The 20,317-nt window shown below is 51.3% G+C and carries 19 protein-coding genes and 2 other RNA genes; 14 read left to right on the forward strand and 7 right to left on the reverse strand.

All coding sequences use genetic code 11. From position 1 onward, the window contains the following. Window positions 1-281 precede the first annotated feature (281 nt). The 6 genes from ACRQU7_RS07145 (at window position 282) to ACRQU7_RS07170 (ending at window position 6,955) form a co-directional block, all read left to right on the forward strand. Window positions 282-893 (forward strand): acyltransferase, encoded by a 612-nt coding sequence (locus ACRQU7_RS07145; protein WP_444644801.1) that lies wholly within the window; start codon window positions 282-284, stop codon window positions 891-893. Further along, entirely contained in the window at window positions 894-2,021 is a 1,128-nt protein-coding gene (locus ACRQU7_RS07150; protein WP_444644803.1) for a DegT/DnrJ/EryC1/StrS family aminotransferase, read from the forward strand. Between the two features lie 18 nt (window positions 2,022-2,039). Continuing rightward, window positions 2,040-3,359, forward strand: coding sequence for a nucleotide sugar dehydrogenase (locus ACRQU7_RS07155; RefSeq protein WP_444644805.1), 1,320 nt, complete (start codon window positions 2,040-2,042; stop codon window positions 3,357-3,359). 93 nt (window positions 3,360-3,452) lie between these two features. Then, complete coding sequence (locus ACRQU7_RS07160) at window positions 3,453-4,553, forward strand: Gfo/Idh/MocA family protein (protein ID WP_444644807.1); 1,101 nt, start codon at window positions 3,453-3,455, stop codon at window positions 4,551-4,553. A gap of 16 nt (window positions 4,554-4,569) precedes the next feature. Beyond that, window positions 4,570-5,664, forward strand: a complete 1,095-nt coding sequence (wecB, locus tag ACRQU7_RS07165) for a non-hydrolyzing UDP-N-acetylglucosamine 2-epimerase (RefSeq protein ID WP_038323586.1) — start codon at window positions 4,570-4,572, stop codon at window positions 5,662-5,664. Between the two features lie 37 nt (window positions 5,665-5,701). Continuing rightward, complete coding sequence (locus tag ACRQU7_RS07170) at window positions 5,702-6,955, forward strand: glycosyltransferase family 4 protein (RefSeq protein WP_444644809.1); 1,254 nt, start codon at window positions 5,702-5,704, stop codon at window positions 6,953-6,955. 52 nt (window positions 6,956-7,007) lie between these two features. On the opposite strand, the gene ACRQU7_RS07175 is transcribed toward ACRQU7_RS07170, so the two are convergent. The 5 genes from ACRQU7_RS07175 to ACRQU7_RS07195 all read right to left on the reverse strand — a co-directional run bounded on the left by ACRQU7_RS07175 (window position 7,008) and on the right by ACRQU7_RS07195 (window position 10,617). Next, complete coding sequence (locus ACRQU7_RS07175; protein ID WP_444644811.1) at window positions 7,008-7,571, reverse strand: uracil-DNA glycosylase; 564 nt, start codon at window positions 7,569-7,571, stop codon at window positions 7,008-7,010. 275 nt (window positions 7,572-7,846) lie between these two features. Next, complete coding sequence (locus tag ACRQU7_RS07180; RefSeq protein WP_038323589.1) at window positions 7,847-8,629, reverse strand: OmpA/MotB family protein; 783 nt, start codon at window positions 8,627-8,629, stop codon at window positions 7,847-7,849. A 6-nt stretch (window positions 8,630-8,635) separates the two neighbouring features. Then, window positions 8,636-9,454 (reverse strand): MotA/TolQ/ExbB proton channel family protein, encoded by an 819-nt coding sequence (locus ACRQU7_RS07185; protein WP_042081646.1) that lies wholly within the window; start codon window positions 9,452-9,454, stop codon window positions 8,636-8,638. A gap of 253 nt (window positions 9,455-9,707) precedes the next feature. Continuing rightward, complete coding sequence (locus ACRQU7_RS07190) at window positions 9,708-10,343, reverse strand: SdpI family protein (protein WP_052010492.1); 636 nt, start codon at window positions 10,341-10,343, stop codon at window positions 9,708-9,710. After that, entirely contained in the window at window positions 10,333-10,617 is a 285-nt protein-coding gene (locus tag ACRQU7_RS07195) for an autorepressor SdpR family transcription factor (RefSeq protein ID WP_038323758.1), read from the reverse strand. Before ACRQU7_RS07195 ends, ACRQU7_RS07190 begins: the two co-directional genes overlap by 11 nt. 195 nt (window positions 10,618-10,812) lie before the next feature. Here ACRQU7_RS07195 and ffs point away from each other — a divergent pair. From ffs to ssrA, 6 genes are all read left to right on the forward strand, one after another. Then, an RNA gene (gene ffs, locus ACRQU7_RS07200) (signal recognition particle sRNA small type) lies at window positions 10,813-10,911 on the forward strand. Between the two features lie 75 nt (window positions 10,912-10,986). Next, complete coding sequence (gene dnaX / locus ACRQU7_RS07205; RefSeq protein ID WP_444644814.1) at window positions 10,987-12,624, forward strand: DNA polymerase III subunit gamma/tau; 1,638 nt, start codon at window positions 10,987-10,989, stop codon at window positions 12,622-12,624. A 24-nt stretch (window positions 12,625-12,648) separates the two neighbouring features. Then, window positions 12,649-12,999 (forward strand): YbaB/EbfC family nucleoid-associated protein, encoded by a 351-nt coding sequence (locus tag ACRQU7_RS07210; protein ID WP_038323592.1) that lies wholly within the window; start codon window positions 12,649-12,651, stop codon window positions 12,997-12,999. Between the two features lie 2 nt (window positions 13,000-13,001). Further along, entirely contained in the window at window positions 13,002-13,604 is a 603-nt protein-coding gene (gene recR, locus ACRQU7_RS07215; protein WP_038323593.1) for a recombination mediator RecR, read from the forward strand. 76 nt (window positions 13,605-13,680) lie between these two features. Beyond that, a complete protein-coding gene (gene smpB, locus ACRQU7_RS07220) occupies window positions 13,681-14,145 on the forward strand; it encodes an SsrA-binding protein SmpB (RefSeq protein WP_141827785.1) in 465 nt (154 codons plus the stop codon). 79 nt (window positions 14,146-14,224) lie between these two features. Then, window positions 14,225-14,572: a transfer-messenger RNA gene (gene ssrA, locus ACRQU7_RS07225) on the forward strand. Window positions 14,573-15,322: 750 nt separating this feature from the next. Here ssrA and ACRQU7_RS07230 read toward each other — a convergent pair. Next, entirely contained in the window at window positions 15,323-16,018 is a 696-nt protein-coding gene (locus ACRQU7_RS07230; protein ID WP_038323596.1) for a FadR/GntR family transcriptional regulator, read from the reverse strand. 142 nt (window positions 16,019-16,160) lie between these two features. After that, window positions 16,161-17,186, reverse strand: a complete 1,026-nt coding sequence (locus tag ACRQU7_RS07235; RefSeq protein ID WP_038323597.1) for a zinc-binding dehydrogenase — start codon at window positions 17,184-17,186, stop codon at window positions 16,161-16,163. 992 nt (window positions 17,187-18,178) lie between these two features. Between ACRQU7_RS07235 and ACRQU7_RS07240 the strand changes: the two genes are divergently transcribed. Continuing rightward, window positions 18,179-18,811 (forward strand): FadR/GntR family transcriptional regulator, encoded by a 633-nt coding sequence (locus tag ACRQU7_RS07240; protein ID WP_444645533.1) that lies wholly within the window; start codon window positions 18,179-18,181, stop codon window positions 18,809-18,811. Window positions 18,812-18,917: 106 nt separating this feature from the next. Further along, window positions 18,918-20,243, forward strand: a complete 1,326-nt coding sequence (locus tag ACRQU7_RS07245; RefSeq protein ID WP_038323599.1) for an ABC transporter substrate-binding protein — start codon at window positions 18,918-18,920, stop codon at window positions 20,241-20,243. The last annotated feature ends 74 nt before the right edge of the window (window positions 20,244-20,317 follow it).

The raw sequence follows: 20,317 nt of genomic DNA on the forward strand, positions 1-20,317 counted from the left end.
CTTTTCACAGCAAATCCGTTTGCGGCTGTAAGACGGGATACGCTTCCGGCCCCAAAAACGGGGAGAAACGGATATCAATTCTACAACTTAACTGGAAATGTTGCAGTATCAGTTTTACCAATAAATCAAAGTAAATGATAATACGATTGATGGTTAATGTCAACTATATTGCCCCCTGAAATATTGACTAAAAGCCCCGTTGGTTATATAATATACAAGTTATAGCAGAATAATTTTTAACTGCGGCGGCCTGTCGGGCCGGGCGAAAGCATGAAAAAATTTTGCCGCAGTTTGTAAAGAATGGTGTTAAAGTGAACGGCAAGGAAAATTTTTTTGTACATCCCAGCGCGTGTGTGGATGACGGCGCGAAAATTGGAAACGGTACAAAAGTATGGCATTTCTGCCACATCGGCGGCGGTTCCCAAATCGGCGAAAACTGCTCCATCGGGCAGAATGTGTTTGTGGCCCCGGGGGTAAAGATCGGCAGCTTCTGCAAAATCCAGAACAACGTATCCATTTATGAGGGCGTGGAGCTGAGCGACTATGTGTTCTGCGGGCCTTCCATGGTGTTTACCAATGTTCAGCGCCCGCGCTGCAAATATCCCCAGCGCGGCGCGGCCTTTTACGCCCATACCCCCATTGGGGAGGGTGCCAGCATCGGCGCGAACGCCACCATCGTCTGCGGCCACAGAATCGGCAAAAACGCGTTTATCGCGGCCGGCAGTGTCGTGACAAAGGACGTTCCCGACTATGCGATCATGATGGGCAATCCCGCCCGTCAGCACGGATGGGCCTGTGAATGCGGGGAGAAACTGGGCGAGGATTTGGCATGCCCAAAATGCGGGAAAACATATGTGCAGGCCGAAAACGGCCTTCAGGAGGAAACAGAATAAATGGAAAAGATTGCTTTTAACGATCTTGGCGCGCAATACCGCCATTTAAAGGATGAAATTGATAAAGGCATTGCCGATGTGATCGACGGATGCCATTTTATTTCCGGCCCCCAGACGGAGGAACTGGAAAAAGAGCTCTGCCGCTATACGGGGCGCAAATACTGCGTCAGCACCAGCAACGGCACCGACGCGCTTCTGATGCCGCTGATGGCAAAGGGGATCGGCGAGGGTGACGCGGTATTCGTTCCCGCGTTCACCTTTTTCGCTACGGCGGAGGTAGCCAGCTTTTTGGGGGCGACTCCCGTTTTCTGCGATGTGGACGAAGACACCTTCAACATGGACCCCAAATCCCTTGAAAAACAGATTAAAAGGGTGCTGGAAGAGGGCAAACTAAAGCCAAAGGCCGTGATCGCGGTCGACCTGTTCGGCCAGCCCGCCGATTTTACGGAAATGGAACCGCTCTGCAAAAAGTACGGCCTTTTCCTGATAGAGGACGCGGCGCAGGGCTTTGGCGGCGCGATCGGCTCCAGAAAGGCCTGCAGCTTCGGCGACGTTTCCGCGACGAGCTTTTTCCCGGCCAAGGCGCTGGGCTGCTACGGCGACGGCGGCGCGGTCTTTACGGACGACGAAGAAATGTATCGGCTGCTTGTCTCCATCCGCGTACACGGCAAGGGTTCTTTTAAATATGAAAACGTGCGTATCGGTTTGAACGCAAGGCTGGACACCCTGCAGGCGGCCATTCTGCTGCCGAAGCTTCACGAGTTTGACAAAGAGACACAGCACCGCAACTGGGCCGCTTCCCGTTACGCCGAGCTTCTGAAGGGCAAATTCCGGGTTCCGGTCTTAAAGGACGGATTTTTCTCCAGTTATGGATATTATACGCTGAAAGCGGAAAGCGATGAGCAGCGTTCAAAGCTGACAGACGGGCTGAAGGCGGCGGGGGTTCCCACCATGGTTTATTATCCCCTGCCTTTGCATCTGCAGAAGGTTTACGCGCCGCTCGGCTACCGGGAGGGCGATCTGCCCGTGAGCGAAAAGCTCAGCAAAACGGTTTTCAGCCTTCCGATGCATGGTTATATCACAGAAGAAGTTATCGATTATATTTGCACGACGCTGCAAAATATCTGATTTATGAGGAGAATTTAAATGTCAAACGTGAAAACTGAGTTGTTGAATAAAATTCAGGACAAGTCCGCCGTCGTCGGCATTGTCGGCCTGGGGTATGTCGGGCTTCCTCTCGCCGTGGAATTTGCAAAGGCCGGCTACCGGACCATCGGCTTTGACGTTCAGTCCCAGAAGGTCGATTTCGTCAACGCGGGCAAAAATTATATCGGCGACATTGTGGGCGATACGCTGAAACATGTGGTGGAAAGCGGGACCCTTTCCGCGACCAGCGATTTTTCCTTCATCAAGGGCGTGGACGCGGTGGCAATCGCCGTTCCCACTCCGCTGGACAAATACCAGCAGCCGGATATCAGCTATGTGAAGGGTTCCACGGAATCCGTCGCCAAATACCTGCACAGGGGCATGGTGATCATTCTGGAATCCACCACCTATCCGGGGACCACGGAGGAGCTTTTAAAGCCGATCCTTGAGGCAAGCGGCCTCAAATGCGGCGAGGATTTTTACCTTGCCTTCTCGCCGGAGCGCGTGGACCCGGGCAATAAGCAGTATAAGACGAAAAATACCCCGAAGGTCGTCGGCGGCGTCGGAAAAGACGGCACGGAGGTTGCCGCCGCGCTGTACCGCAATGTGCTGGAGGGCGGCGTATACGAGGTTTCCTCCCCGGCCGTTGCCGAAATGGAAAAGCTTCTCGAAAACACCTACCGCAATATCAATATCGGCCTCGCGAACGAAATGGCAATCATCTGCAACCGCATGGGCATCAATGTCTGGGACGTGATCGACGCTGCCAAAACAAAGCCGTACGGCTTTCAGGCGTTTTATCCGGGACCGGGACTCGGCGGCCACTGCATTCCGCTCGACCCGTTTTACCTTGCCTGGAAAGCCCGCGAGTTCGACTATCACACCCGCCTGATCGAGACCTCCGGCGAAATCAACACCGGCATGCCGGAGTATGTTGTCGACCGCGCCATGAAGGTCCTCAACCGCAATAAGACCGCGATGAACGGCGCCAAGGTGCTCGTTCTCGGCGTCGCCTATAAATCGGATATCGACGATTACCGCGAAAGCCCGGCTCTGAACGTCATCGAGCATTTAATCGGCGAGGGCGCGGATACCACTTACTACGACCCGTATATTCCGGAATACAGGCATAAGGGCGTTACGTACACCGGCGCGAAGGAGCTGACGGACGACCTGCTGAAAAGCGCGGATATCGCCATCATCTGCACGGCGCACGCCTGCTTTGATTATGACCGGATTCAAAAGCTCTCCAAAGAGGTTTTTGATACCAGAAACGCCATGAAGGATGTAAAAGACCGTTCCAACATTGAGCTTTTATAAAATATTCTCCCCCGTTTCCGAAAAGTGACGGGGGAATTTTGTGTGGAATAAACAGGGACGTTTTGGAAAATAATGTAATAAAGGAGAATGATGATGAAGAAACTTCGTTTTGCTTTGATCGGCTGCGGCCGCATTTCAAAAAATCATATCGCCGCGGCGATTGCAAACGCCGAAACCATGGATTTGGCCGTGGTTTGTGACCCGGTGCTGGAAAACGCCGAGAAAAAAGCCGGGGATTATCTGGAAGCGACCGGCGTCAAACCGGCTGTTTACGCGGACTATAAAAAGGCGCTGGATGAGCAGGAAATCGATTGCTGCGCCATTGCCACGGAGAGCGGCTATCACGCGGAAATCGCGCTGTACTGCATCCGTCTGGGCAAGCATGTCCTGATTGAAAAGCCGATGGCGCTGAGCACCGCCGACGCGGAGCAGATGATCCGCGAGGCGAAGGAAAAGGGCGTTGCCCTCGGCGTCTGCCACCAGAACCGATTCAACGCGCCGATTCAGGAGCTTCACAAAGCGATCGGGGACGGGCGTTTCGGCAAGCTGGTCAGCGGCACGGCCTGCGTTTTCTGGAACCGCGGGATGCCGTATTACGAGCAGGCCCCGTGGCGCGGCACCTGGGAACAGGACGGCGGCACGCTGATGAACCAGTGCATCCATGACATCGACCTTCTCCAGTGGAACCTCGGCGGCGAACCCGAGACCGTTATGGCTATGACCGGAAATTACCTGCGCGATATTCACGCCGAGGATTTCGGCGCCATTCTGATCCGCTTCAAAAACGGCGCGATCGGCCTTGTGGAAGGCACCACCTGCGTATACCCCAAAAATCTGGAGGAAACGCTGACGATTCTGGGCGGCACCGGTACCGCGGTCATCGGCGGGATTGCCGTCAACCGTGTGGAAACCTGGAACTTTGAGACCCCGGCGGAACAGGATTCCCGCATTGCCGCGCTGGCCGGCACGGACCCGAAGGATGTCTACGGAAGCGGCCACAACCTGCTTTACGCCGATTATATCCGTGCGGTCAATACGCACACCGACCCGCTTGTGAGCGGCGAAGAGGGAATCAAGGCCATGAAGATCATTCTGGCCGCCTACAAGTCCCAGAAAACGGGTCAGGCGGTCCCGTTTGAGGGCCTGAGCTTCTCCACGCTCGACATGGACGATTCCGACGTCCGCTGCCGCTGAGCCGGGGGAACGGAAGATGAAGATTGTAACCGTAGTCGGCGCGAGGCCGCAGTTTGTCAAGGCGTCGGTGGTATCGGCGGCCTTAAAGCCGGTCTGCACCGAGGTGCTGGTCCATACCGGTCAGCACTATGACCGCAATATGTCGGACGTGTTTTTTGAGGAGCTTTCCATTCCCAGGCCGGCTTACAATCTGGGGGTCGGTTCCGGTTCCCACGGACACCAGACCGGCGAAATGCTGATGAAAATCGAAGACGTCCTTCTGGAGGAAAAGCCGGATATCCTGCTTGTTTACGGCGACACCAACTCCACGCTGGCAGGCGCTCTGGCAGCGTCCAAGCTGCACATTCCTGTCGCCCATGTGGAAGCCGGGCTGCGCTCCTACAACATGCGCATGCCGGAGGAGCAGAACCGCGTTCTGACCGACCATATTTCCAGATGGCTTTTCTGCCCGACGCAGACCGCGGCGGACAACCTGAAAAAAGAGGGCGTTACCGCGGGCGTTTCCGTCTGCGGGGACGTGATGCTGGATTCCGTGCTGCATTTTCTGCAGGTCGCGAAAAACAATCCATCCAAAACCGCCGTTTTTGCCCAGCTCGGCATCGAGCCGAAAAACTACCGGCTTGCCACCCTGCACCGCGCGGAAACGACCGACGGCGGGCTTGACGCGATCATTGCGATCTTTAAGGCCTTCGAGCGGCTTCCACAGCTGGTCGTGCTGCCGATTCACCCAAGGACAAGGCCGCTCGCGCAGGAAGCGATTGAAAAGTGCGGATTCCGGAATATCAAACTGATCGATCCGGTCGGCTATCTGGAAATGCTGCTGCTGACCTCCAACGCCTGCCAGGTCATGACCGATTCGGGCGGCCTGCAGAAAGAAGCGTGGTTTATGAAGGTGCCGTGCATTACGCTGCGCGGGGAAACCGAATGGGTGGAGACGCTCAGGGGAAACTGGAACGTGCTTTCCGCGCTCACCACGGAGGACATTTACCGGAAAGCGATGCACACCGTCGTGGACGAAGCCGCGCACGAACAGATGCCGTTCGGCGACGGTCACGCGTCGCAGAAGATCGCGGATGCTCTGTCACGGGAAACAGGCGCCGCACGTCCGTAAACCAAGGCAATTCCTGTAAAAGGGGAAAAGGTAATTTATGAATATTATTTATATCAATCATTACGCCGGTTCCGACCGGCACGGAATGGAGTTCCGTCCGTATTTTATGGCGAAGCGCTGGGCTGCAGCCGGTCACAATGTGACGGTTGTCGCCAGCTCCTATTCCCATCTGCGCACCGTGAATCCGGATCTGCAGGGAAAAAAGACGATGGAGGAGACGCTGGACGGCGTCCGCTATTTCTGGATTGAGGGCCCCGAGTACCACGGCAACGGCGTGGGACGAATCAGAAATATGCTGTCCTTTCTGCACGGTCTTTACCAATACGCCGATCAGATCGCCGCGCAGGGAAAGCCCGACGCGGTCATCGCGTCCTCCACGTATCCGCTGGACATTTATCCCGCGCACCGGCTCTCGAAGAAATACGGGGCGATGCTGATTTACGAGGTACACGACCTCTGGCCGCTCAGCCCGATCGAGCTCGGCGGCATGAGTCCGCGCCACCCCTACATCATGCTGATGCAGGCGGCGGAGAATTACTGCTATAAACACAGCGACTATGTCGTTTCGCTTCTGCCGAACGCGAAGGAACATATGGTGGAGCACGGCTTGGAGCCGGAAAAATACATCTGCATCCCCAACGGGATCGTCAAAGCCGACTGGGAAAAGCCGATGGCGGACCCGCCGGTTTACTATGAGCTTTTGAAGCAGTTCCATGACGAGGGATATTTCCTGATCGGCTACACCGGCGCGCACGGAATCGCCAACGCGCTGGACAGCTTTGTCCAGGCGGGAGAGAAGCTCCGCGGCAAAAAAATCAAGCTGATCATGGTCGGCCCCGGCCCCGAGCGCGAGCGTCTCGCACAGCAGGTGGTAGACAGCAACCTGCGCGATGTCGTCGAGATGCTGCAGCCGGTCAAGCGCGACCAGATCCCGGAGCTGCTGGGTCAGATGGACGCCCTTTACGTCGGCTTGCAGCGGCAGCCGCTGTTCCGTTTCGGGGTCAGCCCGAACAAGCTGATGGACTATATGATGGCTGCGAAGCCGGTCATTTTTGCGATTGAGGCCGGAAACGACATGGTGAAGGACGCCAAATGCGGAATCTCCATTCCGCCGGAAGACAGCTCGGCCATTGCAAAGGCGGCGAAGAAGCTTGCCGGCCTTTCCAAAGAAGAGCTTAACGCCATGGGCCGCCGCGGCAGGGAATACATCCTGCAGAACAATGAGTATGACGTGCTGTCGCAGAAATTTCTCGACGTATTTTCCATGCCCTATGAACCCAAAACAAAATAGCTGATTGCTTTTTAGCAATGTCAAAGAGGGCAGCCGATCCGGCTGCCCTCTTTTATAGTCCGAGCTCTTTGATTTTGTCGCGCAGCTTGATGAAATCGTCAAACGCGTCGGGTTTGCTGCTTGGGTTGCGCAGAAGCGCGGCGGGGTGGAGCGTGGCCATCATCAGAACGCCGTTCCGTTCAAAGAAAATGCCGTGTTCCTTGGTGATTTTGATGTCCGGCTTAATGATCTTCATAGCGGCGATGCGGCCCAGGCAGACAATGATTTTCGGGCGGATCAGCGCCACCTGGTTGCGCAGCCAGTCGACGCACCGCTCCTGCTCTTCCGGAAGCGGGTCGCGGTTCTGCGGCGGCCTGCATTTGACGATATTCGCAATGTAAATATTTTTGTGCCGGTCAAGGTCGACGGCGTCCAGCATTTTGTCGAGCAGCTGCCCGCTCCGGCCTACGAACGGTTCCCCCTGCAAATCCTCGTTTTCGCCGGGGCCCTCTCCAATAAAAAGTACGCCGGCTTTCTCGTTTCCGACACCGAACACAACATTCGTCCGCCCGGTGCAAAGATCGCATTTACGGCATTCCAGACAAGCGGATTTCAGTTCTTCCCAGTTATCAAACAATGCGGTATCCACCTTCCTATTTGAATCCTCTTTTATGACAGCATGACAACCGCCGCACGGGCAGGATGGCGCCTGTCCTGCTTCCATGTTCTCTATAGGCGCCCGAAGCTTTGCTTCGGCTTGCGCCGTAAAGTTATTATAGCATGAATATCGCGAAATCGAATGCTGTTGTGCGGAAAATTTTACGGAAAAGACGAAAAATCTCCCCTACCGTCATACGCGCTGCGGCAGGGGAGAACTGTTCTGCGGGGAAAAAGTTTATTGCAGCTCCGGGCTTAATGGGTTTCATCTTCGGCGAAGCCCGCCATTTTATCCGAAGAGGAACCGATCTGGTTAATCTTTACTTCCACGCGCCGGTTCTGTGACCGTCCTTCCTCCGCTTCGTTGCCGGCTACCGGATGGTAGTACGAGTACCCCGAAACAATCATTTTGGATTGAGGAAGATTGCATTTGCTGGAAAAGAATTTCAGTACCGCAATGGCGCGGTCGGACGAAAGCTCCCACGCAAAGTAGTTGTTCTGGGACTCATCTCCCGCCATGGCGGTATGTCCGCTGATCTCTATGGAACCGATCTTGTCGTCCACGCTCAAAAGAAGACCGCCCATATATTGCAGGATATCGAAGCTGGATTCTCTCATCGTGGGGCTGTCCGGATAGAACAGCACGTTGTCCTTAAAACGGAATTTAATGAATCCCTCGCCTTTTTCAAGCAAAATAGATTCGGAGTAACCGCTTTGATTGATTTTTTTCTGAATGGATTCGTAAATCCCGTCAAAATCGTTATTTGCCGCTTGATTTTCTGCCTGGCCTGCCGTCCCGCTTACCGTCTCCTGAGCAACGGATGCGTTGCCGGCGGCGGCTTGTTTGCTTTTTTCCAATTCGGTCCTGATGCTGTAATTTTGCTGGGATACGGCCATCATAGCGAAGGAAAATAGGATTACAAAGATCGCCAGCAGGTCGGTCATCATGTCGCTGTAACTGGTCAGCCATGCGGGAGCTTCATCATCATCTCCGCCTTCCGGCTCGTCCTCATCGAAATATCTTTCATCTTCCGGCATGAATTATTATGCAACCCCCTTCATCTTCAATTCGCGTATCTGCTTACTGACCGAGCCCATTTTTTTGACATCCTTTTTGGTCAGGCAGGAAATCATATTCTCTTGAATAGTCCTCGGATTTTTTCCTTCCATAATGGAAGTCAAGCCTTCGAGCAGAAATTCTTTTCTCAGCGCTTCATCCGTGCTCATTACCTTGAGCCTTTTTGACATCGGCATAAAAACGACATAGGCGATAAAAGCGCCGTAAAAGGAAGTGACCAGTTCGATCGCCATCAGGGGGCCCAGCTTAGTCGGGTCCTCCAGATTTTCCAGCATGGGGATCAGGCCGATATACGTTCCGAGCAGGCCCAGGGAGGTCGAGGTGTTTGCAATCATATCCAGCATGGCGTGCCCGTCCTGATGCCTTTTCTTAGCAAAATATATTTCAGACCGGAGGGCTTTTTTGAGGACATCCTCGCCAACGCCGTCGGCAATCAGAAGGATTCCTTTCTGAAGGAATTCGTCGTCGGCATACTTGGAGGCAGAGTCTTCAAGGGCCAGAAGCCCCTTGCTTCTGGCAATCTCGCTGAGTGACACGATTGTCTGGATGTCTTTTACAAAATCATATTGCTCTTTTTTGAAGGCTTTTTTCATGACATGCCCGAGCGTTCTTAATTTGCGCGGCGGAAACGAAACGACAACGGCGCCTGTTGTGCCGCCTACCGTGATAAAAACAGAGGGCCAGTTCAAAAAGGAACTGAAATTCCCCGACATTTTGATGGAAGAAATAATACAAAAGATTCCGATCCCAAATCCAATTATCGTGGAAACGGCTGGTTTCTTCATTGAAAGACCTCCTACAAGCTAAAAATTCCCATTATTTTGTATATCGGACCATCCGTCGGATATTTTAGAAAAATTAGCTTAAATATCGTAATTTCAAAGACGAAATATAGAGAATGTGACCTAATTATTTGTTTTTTTGTTTGTTTCCGCCTTCCCTGTGCTTTTAAGGCATACGCCGTGTTTGGCGGATAAAGCAGGAATTCCCTTCAGACCAGCATTGTCGCCGGTCAGAAGGGAATTCTCAAAGGGCATGTCAGACATTGCCCTTTCGGTAGAGGTAATAAGAGTATATGGCCGGAATAACGCTCAGCAGAACAACAGCCGCAAGCATCAGCCATTTGTATGGGGTAAACGCGGAAACGGCGATCATAATTCCGCCCACAATCCAGACAAAACCGGCGAACCGGTGCGTTTTTCTCCAGTTTTCCTCGCTGGCCAGCGTCCAGGGCAGCTTGATTCCCACCGTATAGTTCGGTTTGCATTTGGGAAGATAGTTGCCTAAGACGGCAATCACAATACCGACAAGGACGGTGATCAGCACACTGATATTGAAGTCCTTGTACAGCACTTTCGCAATGACGGAAGCCTGCGTCACGTTGGCGACGATGACGATCAGCCATCTGGAGATCAGCTTCATCTGCGGGGAGCGGTCGATATTTTGCTTCTTCGGGTCGGCGGAAATGCTGAAATTTACAAATACCGTGCAAATCAGAAGGATGGCGGGTAACCCGAACGCGGCAAAAAAGCGGGAGGAATAGCCGTTGGGATTTCCCTGTATGTCCCAGTGCGTGGGCATCGTCTCCGGCAGCCGGGAATAGAAGGCTGCCGAAAGAAGGAAGGGAAACACCGCGGCCAGCCAATACAGATATTTACCAATTTTATTTTTCATCGCATACATTCTCCTTATCTAAAAAACCCTGGAACCAGTTCAGAACCTCTTCAAAGACGGACAGATTCAATTCATAGTAGATAAATTTGCCGGATTTACGGTCCGTAATCAAATCGGCGTCCTTCAGTATGGACAGATGATGGGAAACCGTCGCGCCGGTCATTGGGAAGTGCTCTGAAATTTCCCCGGCAGGCAGCGCCCCGCTCTTCAGAATATTCAGGATTTCCCTGCGTGTCGGGTCGGAAAGAGCCTTAAACGTTTCAGGGAACGACACAGCATCAGTTCCTTTCATTTAGAAATTTATCTAAATGTATAATAGCACGTTTCCTTCCGTTGTCAACATGGATTTTCAGCAATGCGGGCGGGGGAATTCAAAAAATAGAGGTTGTCTTTTTTAACGGGATCGTTTATAATAAGATAGTCAGAAATGAGAAGCAAGGCAGAAATGCATGCAATAGGATATGCAGGCGGGCGGGCTCTGTACGGCGGGACGCCATGAACCATGTCAGGCGGGGAACCGAGCAGCATTAAGTGGACTGTCCCGCGCGATACAGGCGGTCTGTTCGTCTGCATATCCTGATGCATGATAAACCGTTTTATGACGGTCTGTCTTGCTTTCAATTTGTCTGGGGGTGGTGTTCGCATGTATCAGGTTCTGTACAGGAAATGGAGGCCAAGGGTGTTTGCCGATGTTGTCGGCCAGCCGCAGGTCACCGTTACGCTGAAAAATGAACTGACGGCGGGCCGCATAGCCCATGCGTACCTGTTTACCGGTTCCAGGGGAACGGGGAAAACTACGTGTGCGAAGATTCTTGCCAAGGCGGTCAACTGTTTGAACCCGGTGGAAGGCGACCCCTGCGGCGAATGTGAAATCTGCCGCGCCGCGGATGCCGGTTCGCTGATGGACATTGTGGAAATTGACGCCGCCAGCAACAACGGCGTGGATAATATCCGCTCTTTGCGGGAAGAGGCCAATTTTACCCCGGCGGCCGCAAAATACCGGGTTTATATTATTGACGAGGTACACATGCTCTCCACGGGAGCGTTCAACGCGCTGCTTAAAACGCTGGAAGAGCCGCCCGCCCATGTCATTTTTATCCTTGCGACAACGGAAGTACACAAGCTGCCCGCGACCATTTTGTCACGGTGCCAGCGCTTTGATTTTCGCCGCATTCCGCCCAAGGAAATCGCGGAGCGTCTTACTTATGTTACCCGGCAGGAGAACGCGGAGCTCGACCCGCAGGCCGCGCTTCTGATTGCGCGTCTGGCGGACGGCGCTTTGCGCGACGCGCTGTCCCTTTTGGATCAGTGCCTGGGCCGAAGTAAAAACATCACGGTGGAAGTGGTGAACGAAACGGCCGGTCTGGTCGGGCGGGAACATCTTTTTGAACTGACCGGCGCCATGAAGGAACATGATTCCGGCGCCGCGCTGGAGCTGATCGATCGGCTGCACAATTCTTCCAAGGATATGGCGAGGCTCTGTGAGGAGCTGTCGTCCCATTTCCGGAATCTGATGCTGATAAAAACCACGAAGGATGCCCACAACATGATCGCCGTACCCGATGCGGAGTATGAAAGCCTGACAAAACAGGCGCTTTCCACGCCGCTGCCTGCCATTCTGCACGGCCTGGATACCATGCAGTCCGCGCTGGAGCGGATGTACCGGGGAGGGGACAGGCGTATCGAATTTGAAATGGCGATGATCCGCCTGTGTTCGCCGGAACTGGATTCCACGCCGGACGCGCTGATTCGCAGGATAGAAGCCCTTGAGCGCGGTACGGCTGTTTCTAAGCCGAAGCCCGTCAGGGCGGCGGAGCCGGAAAAGAAACCAAAGCCGGAAGAGAAGGTACCGGAAAGCCCGCCTGAACAAATGCTGCCGGAGGAACCTCCGGAGCCTTCCTTTGAAAGGCCGGACGACCCCGTTGTGGAACCGAAAAAAGAGATTGGGGAGCTGCAGAAGGACGCGGAGCGCCTTTCCGAATGGCCGGAGATCCTTCAGATTCTGAAAAATTATTCCCATACCATTGCAGCCGCGTTCAACGGCTCCGCCGCATATATCAGCGGTGCCTATGTGCTGATCGACGCGCCGAACGATCTGGCGTTCCGGCTGCTGAGAGAGCCCTCGCAGCGTGAAAATATGCGCAAGGCGATTCAGCAGGTGACGGGCAGAACCTATAAGCTGGGCCCTTACAAAACCCATAACAGCGAAAAGGAAACGGATCCGCTCGCGCAGCTGGCCGGGCTGGCTGAGAGCGAGGGGATTCAGGTTATTAAAAAATAAAAGGATTTACAGGAGGAATTTTATATGAAAGCAAGATTGCCGCAGGGATACGGCGGAGGCGGAGCTTCCAATTTGCAGCAGCTGGCGCGCCAGGCCCAGAAGATACAGGAGGATATGGATCAGGCGACAGCAGAGCTGGAAGCAAAGGAATATACCGCAGCGGCCGGCGGGGATGCAGTAAAGGCAACGGTAACGGGTAAGATGGAGGTAAAGACCATTGATATCAAGCCCGAGGTCGTCGACCCCGAGGATGTGGAAATGCTTTCCGACCTTGTTCTTGCCGCGGTCAACGAGGCGCTCCGGGCCGCCGCAGCAGACAAGAGCCAGCGCATGGAGAAAATCTCCGGCGGCATCAATATGCCGGGTATGCTTTAACGATGCCATCCTATAACGTGGCGCCTTTGTCGCGCCTGATTGAGCAGTTCGAGCGGCTGCCCGGCATCGGACATAAGAGCGCGCAGCGGCTGGCCTATTATGTACTCGGCCTTTCCAAAGAGGGCGCGCAGAATTTCGCAGACGCCATTATGGACGCTCACGAAAAAATACATTATTGCAAAATATGCTGCAATCTGACTGATCAGGAGCTTTGTCCCGTCTGCCGCAACGAGGCGCGGGACAAATCCGTCATTTGTGTGGTGGAGGACCCCCGCGACGTGATCGCGCTGGAGCGTACCAACGAGTTTAATGCGACCTATCACGTGCTGCACGGGGCCATTTCCCCGCTCAGCGGCGTCGGTCCGGACCAGCTTTGCATCAAGGAGCTTCTGGCGCGCGTGAACAACGGCGAAGTGAAAGAGGTCATTATGGCGACCAATCCGACCGTTGAGGGCGAGGCCACCGCCATGTATATTTCGCGCCTTTTGAAGCCTCTCGGCGTCAAAGTGACGCGGCTTGCCTACGGAATTCCCGTGGGCGGCGATCTGGAGTACGCGGATGAGGTAACGCTGACCCGCGCGATCGAGGGTCGCAGCGAGATGTAGCTGACAGAATGCTTGACAATTTTCAACGAGTATGATATGCTCATATACCAACATCGTGGACGGGAGGCTTTTTTAGATGGCAAAAGACAATTTAAAAACGCTGGCGCAAAATAAGAAAGCCTTTCACGACTACTTTGTGGAAGAAAGCATGGAAGCGGGCATCGAGCTTCGCGGAACAGAGGTCAAATCGCTCCGCAAGGCGCAGGTAAACCTGAAGGATGCGTGGTGTTCCATTGTAAAGGAAGAACTTCTGATCAACGGAATGCATATCAGTCCCTATGAGCACGGCAATATTTTTAATCAGGACCCTATGCGGGTGCGCCGGCTTTTAATGCACAGGCGTGAGATCATGCGTTTGTTCGGGCTGGTCAAGCAGGACGGTTATTCGCTGATACCGCTGTCCGTATATCTGAAGGGGTCCATGGTCAAGGTGCAGGTCGGTTTGTGCAAAGGCAAAAAGCTTTATGACAAACGCGCGGATATGGCGGCGAAATCCGCAAAGCGAGACATTGACCGCGCGATGAAGGAAAAGAACCGGTAAGAAAAATATTCTTGTATTTTTTTCTTTGGAATGCGTGTATAATAGGATCAGGTAAACAAGTTTATCTGTCGGTTAATATGGGGATGTAAAGGTTTCGACGGGGATTGTGAGCCTTAGTAAGCGAGTAGCGGCGCGGAACCGCTTTAAAAGCCGCAAACTTAAAAGTAAACGACAACAATACTGTTGCTTACGCAGCCTAATTAGGCTGCCGTCCTTACCGGGTACACCGCGGCCCGGATAAGGGCGTCGATTAGCGGTGAACGTGAACCGGGGAACGCCTTTACCCCGGTCATGACCAAAAGGCTACTGAGCCGCAGAGCCTGCCTTTGGGCGCTGCGGGGAGGAAATGTAAAATCAACGGCTACACTCGTAGAAAGCTTTGGTAAGTGATTTTCGGACACGAGTTCGACTCTCGTCATCTCCACCATAGAAACTCCATGTGTCAGGATATGAACTGACATATGGAGTTTTGTTTATTTATTTGGTGCTTTTTATGGTATACTCAGTTCAAATTTCTTATGAACTGAGATTATGAGCCAGACTGTGTGAAAATAAAAAGTGAGAATTTGTATTCACCACTTTGAACGTATTTATGCCCATATTTGTGGAGAAGTCGCTCAACTTTATTGAAAGTCCATGTCTGTTTCTCCACTTTAAGCTTAAATTTTTATTTCGGGCCGCGTTTTCACACAGTCTGGAGCATAATCAGAACCTGCATCTAATTTGAGCAAATGACACAATCAAAAAGCCGCATCAGATAACCATTTTCTGGCTGTTTGATGCGGTTTTGCTTTTGAAGTTTTGTCACTAAAACACCTAAAAATAGAAAAGATGCAAGTCAGAACATTTGTTTTACTTAGAAATCATTATTTGGAAAGCAGTAAACTTTACTCTCTTAGAAAATCGTGTTATAGAATAATTGGTGATGATTAATGTATATTTTAATGCTGCATAGTTGGTTTTGTAACGGCTGGGCTTCTCATCTTAATAAGACCGGAAGTGCAACTGGGTTTGTGTGAATTTATGTCTTTCATTGTAAAGATCTCCTCGATATCTTTGTTAGGTTGGCAGAATTTTTGTTAGGTTGGCAGACCATAACTTTAATATATCGGGGGGCTTTATTTTTGCCCATAACTTAAACTTTTTATGGTTTTATATAATTTGCCGGTAACAACAGTCATTTATCACTACACATACTCTCCAATGTTTTCTGCAAATGTTCCCTCATAATGTCCTTTGTCCGTTTAACGTCCCGTGCTTCTATTGCTTCCAGCAGCTTTCCATGATAATAGATGCCAATATCGCTTCCGAGATGTTCTACAATCTGTTCCATAGCAGTGCTCAGTATTTCTCTTAAAATATTGTGGGTGGCAATAATCAGTTCGTTCTTGGTCATTTCAGCAATCTTAAAATGGAAATCTAAATCAAGCTTGGCAAATTGCTGCCGGTCTTTTTCTATTTCAATTTTCCGCATCTCATTGTAGAGTTCTTTCAGCTGTGCAATTTCCTCCAGCGTCGCCTTTTCAGCGGCAAAGCCCGCGGTTTCGACTTCTACCATCTGCCGAAATTCAAGTACCTGCCGAATGTCGTTATCGCCTAAATAGGCTATTGGTATAATACCATTCATGATGGGGAAGAGCCTTGCTTCTTTAATATAGGAACCCTCGCCGGAACGGGTATCAACCAGTTCGAGCACGGACAATTTCTGCATTGCCTGCCGCACCGTAATTCTGCTCACCCCAAAACTGACCGCCAAATCATTTTCAGAGGGCAGTTTTTGTCCAGGCTTCCAGGCGCCCTGTAAAATCTGCTGCTTCATTTGCTCAAACACCTGATCGCTTATCCTCTGGTAGACAATCGGTTTAATTTTCATTGTTATACCCTCCTGCGTATCTGCTAATATTACATTATATATATGATAATACTGCTTGTTTCGACATATTACAACAGGCTGTTTCATAACAACGCTACCGAATGTCAATATCGATTTAGGCCAAAAAACTATGCACTGCAGCTTAAGAATCCACAACAACCACCTTGATCAACTCACCTGGGTCATGCGCCAGTTTATAGAAATAGTCCGGAGCCTCCGCCAGCGTGATTTCTTTGCTAATAAGCGGAGCAACATTGAGTTTTCCCTCATTGAGCAGTCCGACGACTGTTTTGAATTCTTCGTAACCGTAAAGGAAAGAACCGTGAACGGTCAGTTCGCGTGTAACGACCTCCTGCATGTTGATCTCTACCATCGGTTTGTTATTGCCGATCCAGACAGCCGTTCCGCCAAAAGCCAGAGCTGACATTGCCTGTTGTACGGTCGGGGTCGCGCCCACCGCTTCAATCGCCACATCCACACCTTTGCCGGCAGTGTTGGCCAAAATGATTTCTTTAAAATCCTGTTTGCTGGGGTTGATAAGCACGTCTGCTCCCATGCTGCGGGCGATCTCTAAACGGGAATCGCTCAAATCGGAAACGAGGATTTTACGGGGATTCTTCATCTTTACGCAGGCCAGCGCCAATAGGCCGATTGTGCCCGTTCCCACCAGAAGAACATTTTTTCCGCTCAGATCTCCGGCGTGCCCCACTCCGCGATAAGATACAGCCAGCGGCTCCATTAAACTGCCTATTGCATAAGGAACATTGTCCTTTACTGTGAAACAGCATTTTTCAGGTACACAGATATATTCGGCAAATGCACCGTCCACATCCAGAACACCAAACGCGCGTTTGTGCAGACACAGATGAACATCACCTTTTTTGCACATTTCGCATTCTCCGCAGAAATCAACCGGATAAACCGCTACCTTCTCGCCAATCTTACGACTGGATACACCCGTACCCAACTCTACGATCTCGCCGGCGAACTCATGACCCATCATCATAGGCTCAAGCCGCCGCCCGGTCAAGCCCAGATAACCATGTACGTCGCTGCCGCAGATACCACAGGCTTTGACTCTCAGCTTGACTTCGCCCTGTTTTGGGGAAATATCAGGAACATCCTGATGTTTCAATTTATTTGGTCCCTCGTATACAATACCTTTCATGCAATTATCCTTTCGTTTTTAAAGGTCCGGGAGACGTCATGGAAACTGATCCGCACATCTCCTGTCACTATGTTGTCAACACCCGTAATAAAGCTTTGTACCAATTTCAGAAAGAGTATATTAAATTCCATAAAAGCATTGCTTGATTGCCACAGTTGATGCTTCACACCGCCTTCCCAGGGATGTATCCTATTGAACAGCCTACCTGGCAGCCTGTAATACTGCCTGTCATGCATATTATAATATTATTTATTTAAAAGTCAATGTTATATTTAAATTTTGTCAATATGTACAGCAATTTCTTCTATTTATTGTCTTTAGTTACAATCTGACTTTTTTTAACCCTCTTTATTATCCTCCGGATAGAATCGAATTAATGCGGAATTTGCAGGCCGTACTGCAGTTATACATCGTCCATTCCTTTACAATATTGTGCTTACCGATATTCTTTTCTATGCTTTTTACAAAAGCAATTAACATAATATTAGGCTATCACTCTTAAAAAAGTCTGCTATGCCGGGAGCATGCAACGCACAGAAAGGACAATACTTAATGGATGTGAAGGAAGACGTTAAAAGCCGGCCATTGCAATCATGCGGAATGTGCCGCAGCTGCATTGGTGCGGGTCTAAGTAGTATGATACCTAGGGGTTGGTTCTCTCCGTTGATTGGGACAAAGGGGCTATGCATGTGTCCGATTTATGTGCGAAACTGAAAGAATGCTGTTAGGCTACTAAACGGCCTTATAAGATGTACTAAAACTATTTTTTACCTATGATATTTCGCGGTTTTTCCCTTTGATTAGATATATTCACCAAAAGTTTTCCATAAATGTCTGTGATTTTTATACATTGACATTGCAAAATGGTGTTATATAATATTAGCAGTAAGCCTGTAATACAGGCAGCTGTCATATGAGCAGCATAGTTAAACACAAACAATCAGAAAAATGTGGTGATTGAGCGCATTGAGCATATCAGTCTGAGAGGTCAGGTGCTGGAGCAGATGAAACTGAGGATACGTTCACACGAATGGCCGTCGGCGTCCAAACTGCCGTCAGAGAGCGATTTGAGCGCGATGTTCGGGGTTTCGCGGGTGACGATACGTAACGCGCTGCATAGACTTGTTGGATTAGGGCTTATTGAAACGCGCCTCGGTGATGGGTCATATGTTGCTCGAATTGACGAAAGTAGCGGGCTGAACAGTTTAATTCCGGTTGTGTACTTAGAGGAAAACATCGAAAACATACTTGAATTCAGACGCGAGTTTGAGTCCGGCGCTTGCGCAATCGCGGCGGGGCGCGCAGAAACGGAAGATATAGCAGATTTGCGGGACATGCTCGCGAAAATGCTCGCTTTGCAAAACGACCGTTCGGCGCTCGCTGATGCTGATTTGAAGTTTCACTACCGCATAGCTGCAATATCGCGCGATAGCCTGATCATCAAGACATACGAAATTATCAGCGAGGTTTATGCAGCGCATATGAAACGGGTAGTGCGGGCTATCGGCGGAGAGGCTGAGTGCTATTACCACGCCATAATTGTGGACGCGCTCGAAGCTGGAGACGCGGAAAAGCGCGTAGATTTATGTATGAACTTATTGCGTCAAACGAGAAAATTCTGTTAAGAGGGAAATAACAAGGATTTAGATTTAAATGTTAGATACTCTGATTCGGCGTTAATGCGCCTTGGCGCTTAACGATATTATGGCGAAATTGAAAAGGGGATGCATTATGAAAAAGAAACTGGCACTTATTCTTGCTGCGATTATAGCGCTTTCCGCTGCGGCAGGATGTTCTGGCGGCAAAGCATCAACGTCAAGTGGGACGGTTCCCGCAACGTCAAGCAAAGCAGCTTCCACTGATACGGGGAAATCAGGCGATCCTGTCAAGTTCCTCGTTTATGCCTGCGTATCGGGCGGCACGTCCGAATCGGGTCGTCAGTGCACACTCGCAGCTGAAACGGCGCAATGGTACATTAACGAAAAACTCGGCGGTTTCCCATCTTTGGGTGGACGCCCCATCCAAATTGAAGTCCTCGACTCTACATCCGATGCAGCTACGGCGACTTTGCCGCTTGAACGTGCTCTTTCCAAAGGCGGCTACACGAGCGTTATTGGCAACTCCAACTCGTCCATCGCACTGACTATGCTCCCGATACTTGAAAAATACAAGGTGCCCACAGTCACAGGCGCAGCGGCGAACAAAGCTGTTTCCGAACAGGGATGCTCTTTCGTGTTCCAGCCGGCGGCTACATCAAGTTCGTTCATTCCTACACAGCTTGACTTCCTCGCTGAATACGCGAAGCGCATCGGCAAAGACGTCAAAGATCTGAAGCTCGGTCTGCTCTATTCCAATGATGCTTGGGGCACAGACCAGTCCAACAATACGCGCAAACAGGTTTCGCAGCGCGGACTCAAACTCGTTTCCGACGAAGGTTATGAGGGCAGTTCGTTTACAGACGCGACCCCGTTGATCACCAAGATCCAGAACGCGGGCGTTGACGTTATCCTTCCGAGCGCATACCCGAATGACCTCAAACTGATCTTTACGGCAATGAATACGCTGAACTACCACCCGCTCGTAGTCGGCGGCGGTGCAGCTATGACTTGGCCGTCACTCTATAAAGATCTTGGCGATAAAGTAAACGGGCTCACTTCTGTTGACTCTTGGTGCTGGGATCAGAAGGGCGCAAAGGAAAACACCGGCTGGATGGAAATGAATGCCCACTATGAAGAGAAAAACAAAGAATTCCTCGCAGGTCAGGGCGGCCCGACTCTCTTCTCCATCATGCTTGCTTACGAGGCAGTTGAAAACGCGAAATCCGACGATCCCGTCACGGTTCGCGACGAACTTCGCAAGCTCACCAAAGACAACAGCAAATGGTTTGGCGTCATCAACGGCAACGGCGATTTCGATGACACAACAGGTCTTAACACCGGTTCCCGCGCTATCATCATGCAATGGCAGAACGGCAAACCTACAAGCGTATATCCGCCGGAATACGCGACAGGCGAATTGCTTAACCCAGACACAATGAAACCTTTTGAAAAGAAATAAAAACTTGAGTGGTTACGGACGCGCGGCACGCGCCGCACGTCCGTCCTTAACCTTTCATTTACGCATCGCGTACT

The organism is Caproiciproducens puteiluti (genome assembly GCF_052442865.1).
GTDB lineage: Bacteria > Bacillota > Clostridia > Oscillospirales > Acutalibacteraceae > Caproiciproducens.

Coding starts and splice junctions, on each gene's coding strand:
- ACRQU7_RS07160 (WP_444644807.1), top strand. CDS start 3,453: ATGAAGAAACTTCGTTTTGCTTTGATCGGCTGCGGCCGCATTTCAAAA.
- ACRQU7_RS07155 (WP_444644805.1), top strand. CDS start 2,040: ATGTCAAACGTGAAAACTGAGTTGTTGAATAAAATTCAGGACAAGTCC.
- smpB (WP_141827785.1), top strand. CDS start 13,681: ATGGCAAAAGACAATTTAAAAACGCTGGCGCAAAATAAGAAAGCCTTT.
- ACRQU7_RS07185 (WP_042081646.1), bottom strand. CDS start 9,454: ATGAAGAAACCAGCCGTTTCCACGATAATTGGATTTGGGATCGGAATC.
- dnaX (WP_444644814.1), top strand. CDS start 10,987: ATGTATCAGGTTCTGTACAGGAAATGGAGGCCAAGGGTGTTTGCCGAT.
- ACRQU7_RS07180 (WP_038323589.1), bottom strand. CDS start 8,629: ATGCCGGAAGATGAAAGATATTTCGATGAGGACGAGCCGGAAGGCGGA.
- ACRQU7_RS07245 (WP_038323599.1), top strand. CDS start 18,918: ATGAAAAAGAAACTGGCACTTATTCTTGCTGCGATTATAGCGCTTTCC.
- recR (WP_038323593.1), top strand. CDS start 13,002: ATGCCATCCTATAACGTGGCGCCTTTGTCGCGCCTGATTGAGCAGTTC.
- ACRQU7_RS07170 (WP_444644809.1), top strand. CDS start 5,702: ATGAATATTATTTATATCAATCATTACGCCGGTTCCGACCGGCACGGA.
- ACRQU7_RS07235 (WP_038323597.1), bottom strand. CDS start 17,186: ATGAAAGGTATTGTATACGAGGGACCAAATAAATTGAAACATCAGGAT.
- ACRQU7_RS07190 (WP_052010492.1), bottom strand. CDS start 10,343: ATGAAAAATAAAATTGGTAAATATCTGTATTGGCTGGCCGCGGTGTTT.
- ACRQU7_RS07230 (WP_038323596.1), bottom strand. CDS start 16,018: ATGAAAATTAAACCGATTGTCTACCAGAGGATAAGCGATCAGGTGTTT.
- ACRQU7_RS07150 (WP_444644803.1), top strand. CDS start 894: ATGGAAAAGATTGCTTTTAACGATCTTGGCGCGCAATACCGCCATTTA.
- ACRQU7_RS07210 (WP_038323592.1), top strand. CDS start 12,649: ATGAAAGCAAGATTGCCGCAGGGATACGGCGGAGGCGGAGCTTCCAAT.
- wecB (WP_038323586.1), top strand. CDS start 4,570: ATGAAGATTGTAACCGTAGTCGGCGCGAGGCCGCAGTTTGTCAAGGCG.